Origin of the sequence: Persicitalea sp. (assembly GCF_041751555.1) — a bacterium.
In the GTDB taxonomy this organism is placed as follows: Bacteria; Bacteroidota; Bacteroidia; order Cytophagales; family Spirosomataceae; genus Persicitalea.
The window spans coordinates 1-9,309 of sequence record NZ_JBGSXF010000082.1 but is presented as its reverse complement, the minus strand read 5'-3'; the positions used below and the strand labels follow the sequence as shown (position 1 = coordinate 9,309).

The window sequence follows — 9,309 nt, the reverse complement described above, 5'->3', positions numbered from 1 at the left end:
AAATCAAAGCCCATCCAGAAGTGACAGTAACGATTGACTTTTTCTGGATCGGCTTGGCGTTTTTTAGAAAAGAGCAAGCCAAAGAAGATTTCGTGTTAAGACTATGACTAATTTTACATGCGAATTCACGTTATCAACTTGTTGAAATTCACGAAAGTACCCTATGATATGAAGTACTGGAAGCTTGGAGCGCTTTTGCTGGTAGGTAGTTTGCTGGTTCTGCCAAGTTGTAAAGAGACAGAGAAAGCGATGGTAACGACTGAACTCTCGTCGTACGATCTGATTCAGGATCGCATTTTTACGCCCACTTGCGCCACGGCGGGTTGCCATTCCTCCGAACAGGACAATGATTTTAAGCAACACGGCTTAGTACTGGCTAAGGGGAAATCTTACGCCAACCTTATTAACATTCTTTCGCGCCAGCCTGAGGCTAAGGCAGAAGGAATGAAGCGTGTAAAACCCTTTAATTCCAACGAAAGTCTACTTTACCACAAACTGCATTGGGACGCAAGCCACCACGGTGGCAAACAATACGGTCTGCCAATGCCATTAGGCGGTACGCCGCTAAGCGTTGGCCAGATTGAGTTTGTGCGTCGTTGGATTGAAGCGGGTTCGCCAGAAAAGGGAAATGTGGTAGATACCACGCTTCTTAATGACAGGACACCCAGCTACGTTGCCATTTTTGATGGGTTGAAGCCGCCCGCCGTGGGAGAGGGCTTTCAAATGAAACTAGGACCGTTCACCGTTGCCCCTAATTTCGAGCGAGAGATGTTTTCCCGGCAGATTGTGGGCAATACGGAAGAGCAGTACGTCAACCGGGTGCAAGTACTTATGCGGCCCGGCAGCCACCATTTCATTTTGTATGATTTCAATAATAAAGGTGTGATGCCGCCGCTGAATACTATGCGCGACATTCGAAACCCTGATGGTACTACCAACTTCCTGACGTTACTCTCGATGTCCAATCACGTGTTTTGGGCGGGTACCCAGACTCAGGTGTACGATTACTCTTTGCCAGAAGGAACTGCGCTCCTGTTGCCCGCTGGTACGTCTTTCGACATGAATTCGCACTATGTTAACAAATCCGCAAAGCCCGAAACGGGGGAGGTACACGTGAATCTTTACACTTTGCCCAAATCCCAGGTAAAACATGTAGTACAAGCGCTAAATCTGGGGAATCAAGATTTTGTGTTGCCGCCTGGTCAGAAAACGGTAGCTACCAAATCGTTTACCTTTAAGAAGCCCACCACAGTGCTAATGCTTACGTCCCACACCCATGAACTTGGCGAAAAGTTTGTGATAAAAATCAAAGGCGGGGCTCGCGATGGTGAGGTAGTTTATGAAAGTACTGATTGGGAACACCCGCTAATCAAGAATTTCCCAATGCCTATCCAACTTAAAGCGGGCGAAGGGCTCACTTCGGAGATTTATTACAACAATACGACCAACAAAACTATCCGTTTCGGCCTGCTTAGCGAAGACGAAATGGGAATTATTTTTGGATATTTCTACGAGTAGGGCTTGTGCTTTACTGATCTACGACTTTCGTATTCAGAGGAGTTTCTCCACTCAGTTTTCAACAGAAAGGGCGTCCGAAATTCGGACGCCCTTTCTGTTATTTGCTATCAAGTACTTCTCTCAATTCAAGCGCAAACTTGATGGCTATCGCCATCTTACTTTGCTATGTCTACCTGTACACGGTTGCCTTTGATCGTATTGCCATCCATAGCGCGAATCACTACGCGTGAATCACGCTCAGGGACGTCCACATAAGTGTAGTTGTCGTAGATTTCGATCGCGCCGATATCCCGGCCTGCGATGCCGGACTCGCCAGCAATAGCACCCACGAAGTCACGGGGAGCGATGCGATCCTGATGACCGACGTTGAAGTACAATCTTGACATTCCTTCTTCCACGGGGCCGGGTGCGCCTTTCTCACGGCGAGGGGCGCGGTCGTCCCGGCCGCCGGAGCGATCTCCTCGATCACGTCCAAAGCGGCCACCACGATCATTATCGCGGCTTTCGAAGCGAGAGCCGCGGTCACCGCGATCCCGTCCGAAACGTCCACCCCGGTCGCCGCGATCACGGTCCCGTCCACTACGGTCACCGCGGTCACCCCGATCACGGTCGGAGCGTCGCTCTTCCCAAGCCAGGTTGGCGTCGGCATATTCGTTTTTCTCGACGCCCAACAGTTGCTGCGTCATGGCGGCTACGATTTGTTCAGTTGAGAAGCCGCTATGATGCAGTTGCTCCAGCACGTCGTCATACAGCTTCTCGCTCTTCTCATCGTTCTGACGAATGGCCTCAGCCATAGTTTCTACGAAGCGCGCTTTGCGAACACCAACGATGTCCTCGTAAGAAGGAATCACACCTTTTTCGATCTTCACTTTTGTGAAATTCTCAATTTGGCGAATTCGGTTTCGCTCGTCGCGGGCAACCAGCGAGAATGCTTTTCCTGCAAGCCCAGCGCGGCCCGTCCGGCCAATGCGGTGAACGTAGTACTCCTCGTCCAGCGGTATGTCGTAGTTGATTACAGCGTCCAATCCGGTCACGTCGATACCGCGAGCGGCAACGTCAGTGCCAACTAAGATCGTACTAACGCCCGCTTTGAACTTGTTCATTACGTTGGTACGCTGCTGCTGACGGAGGTCGCCGTGTATGCCTTCGGCAGCGTAGCCCCTGGTTTGCAATTGCTCCACAATTTCATCTACCTTACGCTTGGTATTACAGAATACCAGCAGAGAATTGATGTTGTACATATCGATCAGGCGCGTCATAACTTCCAGTTTGCCCTGTGGTTTAACTTCGTAGCAAAGCTGCTCGATGTTATCGTTAGTCAGCTCGTTTCGAACCACCTTGACCATAACAGGATCATCCAGAAAGCGCTTCGTAATGCTCAGGATTGGCTTCGACATCGTGGCCGAGAACAGAATCGTCTGCTTGTCCTCAGGCATATCTACCAAAATGCTCTCGATGTCCTCGCGGAAGCCCATGTCAAGCATTTCGTCGGCCTCGTCCAGCACCATCATGCGCACTTCGCTGAAATCCAGCGTCCGGCGTTGCATGTGGTCCATCACGCGGCCCGGTGTACCAACCACGATCTGCACGCCCTTCTTCAAAGAGCGAATCTGACGCTCGATGGAATCTCCACCGTAAATAGCCTCGATGCGGACGCCACGTTTGTACTTAGCCAGACGACCGATCTCTTGTGATACCTGCACCGCCAATTCACGGGTGGGGCAAAGTACCAGTACCTGGACAGCGTTGCTGCGGGCATCGATCATTTCCAAAGCAGGAATGCCAAAGGCGGCAGTTTTGCCCGTACCCGTCTGGGCCTGTCCGATCACGTCATAACCTTCCATCACAGGCGGAATGGCCTCAGCCTGAATAGGGGAGGGAGTTGTAAAACCCATTTCCTCCACGGCCCGCATGATGTCTTCAGATAATCCTAATGCAGCGAAACCCGACTTTGGGGCTTCTTCCAACATTTCGTCGTCGGCCTCATCTTCAGCATCGAATTCGTTTTCAGGCTGCGCCTCTTCGATTTCTTCTTCCTGAACCTCTGCTACCACTTTTTTCTTAGCCTTGGGTTGCTTCACCGCAGCTACGATTTCGTCCGCCGCCGACATATCTACCACCTCCACCTCGGCTGGGACAGCTTTCTTAGACTTTGGTTTCTTTACTTCCGACACGATCTGTTCCTCAACGGGCGTTTCCGTTTGCTCAGTCTCAGCTACTACTGCCTTCTTAGACTTCGGCTTCTTTTTCTCTGCAACAGTCTCCGTTTCAGCTGGTTTTACCTCTTCGGATTTAGCTACCACCGCTACTTTCTTCTTAGCTTTTGGTTTCTTTTCCGTTACAATCTGATCATCTGATACGTTCGCATCGACAACCAGAACTTCTTCATTTTCTATTGATTCCATTATTACTTGTTGTTTTCTTTTTTATCTAAAAATTGGGATGTTGGTTTAGTTGTTTAGGCGGTGATGTGTTTAGCTGGGACACAAATATCTATCAGCTAGCTGTTTAAAGGGAAGTCCAAATAGCTCAAAACCTAAACGACTGAACAAATAATTCTAACGCTTGCCTCTCCGAAACTCGAAAAAAACAACCCATAGAACAATACCTGCACGTTCGGACATGCCGAAACGCTCAGAGCGTACTACTTAACTAACAAAAGGGATTTTGCGCAAAGCCCACACAATACATCCGTGTGGCTCTGCAAGACTTTATCGGAAGTACCAACCTTATACTTGGCGGTTGGCGGCAAATTCTGGTGCCTGACCCGGACTGAAGCAGAGAAGTGAACGGATGTTCGTTCAATTATGACGCAAAAGTAAGGATTCTTTTTCAATAAAAAATTCTTTTATTGAAAATAATTGCAATTTTTTTAGAACTCATGAAAAAAGGCGGCTTCCAAATCAACTCTGGAAGCCGCCTGGCTATGTTTTTTGCAAAATTTATTAATCCGCTGAACTGTACGAATCCAATACTTCATGGGCATCGACGTAAGGCAAATCGAAGGCATCGGACACCCCCCTATAGACTATCTTTCCATTGACGATGTTCAAACCTTTCCTCAATTCTTCACTTTTCGTACAAGCCAACTGCCAACCCAAATTCGCCAATTGCAGCGCGTAAGGAAGGGTAGAATTGGTTAGAGCGAGGGTAGAAGTATAAGGAACGGCACCCGGCATATTGGCCACGCAATAATGGACAACTTCATCAACTACATAAGTTGGATCCTGGTGGGTAGTAGCGTGAGACGTCTCGAAGCAACCACCCTGATCGATTGCTACATCGACCATCACTGTGCCAGGGCGCATCATAGTTAACATTGCCTTGGTAATCAAAGAAGGGGCCTTGGCCCCAGGGATCAATACGCCGCCGATAATGATGTCGGAATGCTGGATATGGCGGCGGATGTTGTACTCATTCGACATGACGGTGTCCACGTTGGCAGGCATGATGTCTTCCAGGTAGCGCAGGCGTGGCAGACTGACATCCATGATGGTGACGTGCGCTCCGAGTCCGGCAGCCATTTTTGCAGCTTCAGTACCCACTATGCCACCACCAAGTACCAGTACGTCGGCCGGTTTTACCCCGGCTACTCCTCCCAGCAGTATGCCGCGTCCGCCCATCGGCTTCTCAAGGTACTTTGCCCCTTCCTGAATGGCCATCCGTCCGGCTACTTCGCTCATTGGTATCAGTAGCGGAAGACTACGGTCAGCGCGTTCCACGGTCTCATAAGCCAGGCAAACCGCCTTCCGCTCTATCATGGCGTGGGTGAGTTCTTTGGAAGAGGCGAAGTGGAAGTAGGTGAAAAGAAGCTGGTTTTCCTTGATTAGGGGGTATTCCTGCGCAATCGGCTCTTTGACTTTGACAATCATCTCGGCGACAGAATATATCTCTTCGATCGTGTCCAGTAATTCCGCTCCTGCCTCCAAGTACTCTTCATTAGAAAATCCACTGCCTTTGCCGGCGTCCTTCTGAATATATAAGGTATGTCCGTGCCGACGAAATTCGGTGACGCCCGCCGGGGTGACGGCTACGCGGTTTTCGTTGTTTTTAATTTCACTAGGTACGCCGATGATCATTTTTTGAGACAGTGAGATTGAAGATATGAATTATGAGGCCTTTAATTGCTGAACAAAAGTACCTTTCTCAGTAATTTAATCTTTTGGTATTTGAGTTTCCAGAAAACAAAACTGATAGATGCTTTATCATCAGAAATTTATTCGTCTATTTTGCCTACTAAATTCTAAATTCAAAAAAATATTCTGCCGATGGCGATTGACCCGACTGATCTGCACATTTTGAAAAAGTTGCAGGTTAATTCACAGCAGACAACGAAGGAAATCGCGGCGGCGGTGAACCTTTCGGTTACCCCCGTGCATGACAGGATTCGTAAGCTGGAACGGGCGGGCTACATCGAAAGGTACGTAGCGTTGCTAAACCGCAAGAAGCTTGGCAAATCGCTGGTCGTGTACTGCAACGTGACACTGGACAAACAGCGGAAGGAAAGCTTCGAGGAATTTAACGCTGCCGTGTCGCAATTACCCGAAGTAATGGAATGCAGCGTCGTGTCGGGTACTTTTGATTACTTACTAAAAGTAGTTGCCGACGATGTAGAAGCCTACAATACGTTCTACCAGCAAAATCTATCGGTGTTGAAAAGCGTGTTGCATATCAGTAGTTTCTTTGTGATGTCGGAGGTCAAGAGTACTACGCAGATTCCGATCTAAGTGTTATTCTCGCTTCCGTCACGATTTGCTTTATTTAAACGTACAACTACCGCGCTCGACTATCGATTGGGGTGAGGGGCTATCAAGCCTCCATTTTCTTCCCGTGCGTCGCCTTAATCACCATACTCAATAGTGGCGGCGTCATTTTGAAAAAGCCTAAAGCCATTTCTGAAAGTACCTCTCGACCAAAGAACCGCTGCACATTGCGCCCCACTTTCAGCCGTAGCGCAAATTCATTCTGCCAGGCTTTTGCGTAGGATTGTTCAAGAACTTCTCGGGAATGATGACCTGAATAATATTCCCCTACTTCCCGCGCTACCATGTTTCCTGCTCGAATCGCCATCGCCATGCCATTGCCGCAGAGCGGCGTGATCAGTCCGGCGCTGTCGCCTGCCATAAGAATGTGGTTTTCTACGGCATCCTTGGGGGCAAAGGAGATCTCGTTGATCACCTCCGGCTTGTCATAGAGAAATTCGGCATTACTGAAAATTTCTTGCAAATGCGGGTTCCGGCTCAAAACATTGCTTTCCATTTCTTGAATACTGCCAGCTTCTCTCAGGTTCGATCTCTCAGTGAGATAGCAGAGGCAGAACTTTTCGTTTTCAATGGCTGACATACCGCAGTAGCCGTTCTTGAAATTGTGCAGAGAAATTAGGTCTTTGGCAAAATTTCCCTTGATGTGGTACTTAACTCCGACATAAGGCGATTCCATTTTCATGAAGTCGCGGTCAAACTGCTTATCCAGGCGAGTGCGTTTGCCATAGGCACCAATCACAATTTCTGCTTCGACCTGCTCAAGGTTAGACGTTTCGATTCCGAAATGGCCATTCTGCCAAACGACATTCTGCACGGATGTATTCAACTGAAAATCCACGCCCGCTTTTCTCGCCAATTCGTAAAGCGCTTGATCTAACGTGTAGCGGCTTATGCCAAAACCACCCATGTCCAATGGCGTTTCCAGGGCGGAACCTTTGGGCGAAGTGAAACGGAAACGGATTATTTTTGCGCTTCCCAGTCCGTCGAGATTCAAGCCCAGGTGTTCAAGATAGGGCCGCACCTCGTTAGAAATGTATTCTCCGCAAACTTTGTGAAACGGGTAAGCCTTTCTTTCAATGAGCAAAACCTTGATCCCGGCTCGTGCCAGCTCGATACTGCTCACCAATCCAGCCAATCCTCCACCAATGATTACAACCGGATATTTCATATCAATTCGAGCTGTTCAGATAATTGCCTTCCCATAGAATTCAAAACTTCTTTCGTTTGTTCAAACATCGCAGCCACACTTTCGCGACCTTTGCGCAAAATCAACTCTGTGGTTTCCACGAAAATTCGGGTGGCGGTACAATCTGCGCACTCCACGCCGGGTCGCCGGAGCGGTTAGCGCCCACATGATAGCAGCATGAACAAGAACTATAATGACGGTCTCAATCTTCTCGCCAAAGTGACGCCTAAGAAAGCCTGGAATGCTATTAAGGTCCTGGGCAGCTATTTTTATTCCAAAGCTACTGGTAAAGCTACCCATCACGGTATGCCTATCGCCATCAGCTTCGAGCCGACTACCTCCTGTAACCTCCGCTGTCCCGAATGCCCCAGCGGACTGCGGTCCTTTACGCGACCGACGGGCATGATGGAAGACGCACTCTACAAAAAAACCATCGACGAACTAGCTGACACGCTACTCTATCTAATTTTCTACTTCCAGGGGGAACCCTATTTGCATCCCTCATTCATTGAACTGGTAAAGTATGCCCACGACAAGGGAATCTACACCGCCACTTCCACCAACGCCCACTTCCTGAATGATGAGAAAGCCCGTCAGACCGTTGAATCCGGTCTGGATCGCCTGATTATCTCCATCGATGGTACTTCGCAAGAGACGTACCAGCAGTACCGCGTTGGCGGTAAATTGGAAAAAGTGCTGGAAGGTACGCGGAATATTATCAAGTGGAAGAAGGAACTCAAGTCGAGTACGCCGCACGTGATTTTTCAGTTTTTGGTGGTAAAGCCCAACGAGCACCAGATTGCCGAAGTGCAGAAACTGGCCAAGGAAATGGGCGTGGACGAGGTAGGTTTAAAAACGGCGCAAATTTATGATTACGAACATGGTTCTGATCTTATGCCGACCATCGATAAGTACTCTCGTTACGAAAAAACGGGTGACCGCTATTCTATCAAAAACGAACTTGTGGATCACTGCTGGAAGATGTGGCATTCCTGCGTTATTACTTGGGATGGGTTGGTAGTTCCGTGCTGCTTCGATAAGGACGCCCATCACCGCCTGGGCGACATGAAACTCCAGACCTTTCGCGAACTTTGGCGGGGCGAATCCTACCATGAATTTCGCCAGACACTCATACGATCTCGCTCCGAAATCGAGATGTGCAAAAACTGCACGGAAGGCACCAAAGTGTGGGCGTGAAACATTTCAAGAGATTTATTGAATAAATATTTCATACCAAAAAATATCCTCAGTTAAGCCCTTATCAGACAAGACCTAACATTATGGGCTGAAAACTCCGTGGAACATTTCTTGGCTATTAGTAGGGAATAGCGGAAATTTGGGGGCAGGTAACTAATACAGACAATGGGTAAAGTAATTGCAATTGCCAATCAGAAAGGGGGCGTCGGCAAAACCACCACGGCCATAAATCTGGCAGCCAGTTTGGCGGCCCTTGAATTTAGAACATTGATCGTAGACGCCGACCCGCAGGCCAACTCCACCTCGGGCTTAGGCTTTAATCCCAAGGAAATAGAGTACAGTATTTACGAGTGTATGGTCGAGGGAATACGCACCCGCGACATCCTGATCCAGACCGACTTCCCGAACCTCGATTTGCTGCCTTCTCACATTGACCTGGTAGGCGCAGAAATCGAGATGATAAACATTAAAAACCGGGAAGACCGGATGAAGGATGCTCTGGAAGGCATTCGCGACGATTACGACTTTCTGATAATTGATTGTTCGCCTTCTCTAGGATTGATTACAATCAACTGCCTGACGGCTGCCGATTCGGTCATCATTCCGGTGCAGTGCGAGTACTTTGCTTTGGAAGGGCTGGGCAAA

General features: G+C 48.7%; 7 protein-coding genes. 4 read left to right on the top strand and 3 right to left on the bottom strand.

Annotated features, from left to right (window positions below; genetic code table 11):
* Positions 1-117: 117 nt before the first annotated feature.
* Positions 118-1,518: a hypothetical protein gene (locus ACEW8P_RS02725; protein WP_373511578.1), complete on the top strand. Its 1,401-nt coding sequence runs from the start codon at positions 118-120 to the stop codon at positions 1,516-1,518.
* 155 nt (positions 1,519-1,673) lie between these two features.
* On the opposite strand, the gene ACEW8P_RS02720 is transcribed toward ACEW8P_RS02725, so the two are convergent.
* Both ACEW8P_RS02720 and ald read right to left on the bottom strand, forming a co-directional pair.
* Positions 1,674-3,923, bottom strand: a complete 2,250-nt coding sequence (locus ACEW8P_RS02720; RefSeq protein ID WP_373511577.1) for a DEAD/DEAH box helicase — start codon at positions 3,921-3,923, stop codon at positions 1,674-1,676.
* A gap of 540 nt (positions 3,924-4,463) precedes the next feature.
* The gene (gene ald / locus ACEW8P_RS02715) at positions 4,464-5,597 is read right to left on the bottom strand and encodes an alanine dehydrogenase (protein ID WP_373511576.1); all 1,134 of its coding nucleotides are present in this window, start codon (positions 5,595-5,597) and stop codon (positions 4,464-4,466) included.
* Positions 5,598-5,786: 189 nt separating this feature from the next.
* On the opposite strand from ald, the gene ACEW8P_RS02710 reads away from it, so the two are divergent.
* Positions 5,787-6,245, top strand: coding sequence for an Lrp/AsnC family transcriptional regulator (locus ACEW8P_RS02710; RefSeq protein WP_373511575.1), 459 nt, complete (start codon positions 5,787-5,789; stop codon positions 6,243-6,245).
* Positions 6,246-6,327: 82 nt separating this feature from the next.
* On the opposite strand, the gene ACEW8P_RS02705 is transcribed toward ACEW8P_RS02710, so the two are convergent.
* Positions 6,328-7,449: an NAD(P)/FAD-dependent oxidoreductase gene (locus ACEW8P_RS02705; protein WP_373511574.1), complete on the bottom strand. Its 1,122-nt coding sequence runs from the start codon at positions 7,447-7,449 to the stop codon at positions 6,328-6,330.
* Positions 7,450-7,644: 195 nt separating this feature from the next.
* On the opposite strand from ACEW8P_RS02705, the gene ACEW8P_RS02700 reads away from it, so the two are divergent.
* Both ACEW8P_RS02700 and ACEW8P_RS02695 read left to right on the top strand, forming a co-directional pair.
* Positions 7,645-8,664, top strand: a complete 1,020-nt coding sequence (locus ACEW8P_RS02700; RefSeq protein ID WP_373511573.1) for an SPASM domain-containing protein — start codon at positions 7,645-7,647, stop codon at positions 8,662-8,664.
* 165 nt (positions 8,665-8,829) lie between these two features.
* The coding region (locus ACEW8P_RS02695; protein WP_373511572.1) for a ParA family protein at positions 8,830-9,309 on the top strand (480 nt) is incomplete at its 3' end.

What these genes read in the sequence shown, in the direction of transcription:
- ACEW8P_RS02705 (WP_373511574.1), bottom strand. Translation starts at nt 7,449, where the DNA reads ATGAAATATCCGGTTGTAATCATTGGTGGAGGATTGGCTGGATTGGTG.
- ACEW8P_RS02710 (WP_373511575.1), top strand. Translation starts at nt 5,787, where the DNA reads ATGGCGATTGACCCGACTGATCTGCACATTTTGAAAAAGTTGCAGGTT.
- ACEW8P_RS02725 (WP_373511578.1), top strand. Translation starts at nt 118, where the DNA reads ATGCGAATTCACGTTATCAACTTGTTGAAATTCACGAAAGTACCCTAT.
- ald (WP_373511576.1), bottom strand. Translation starts at nt 5,597, where the DNA reads ATGATCATCGGCGTACCTAGTGAAATTAAAAACAACGAAAACCGCGTA.
- ACEW8P_RS02700 (WP_373511573.1), top strand. Translation starts at nt 7,645, where the DNA reads ATGAACAAGAACTATAATGACGGTCTCAATCTTCTCGCCAAAGTGACG.
- ACEW8P_RS02720 (WP_373511577.1), bottom strand. Translation starts at nt 3,923, where the DNA reads ATGGAATCAATAGAAAATGAAGAAGTTCTGGTTGTCGATGCGAACGTA.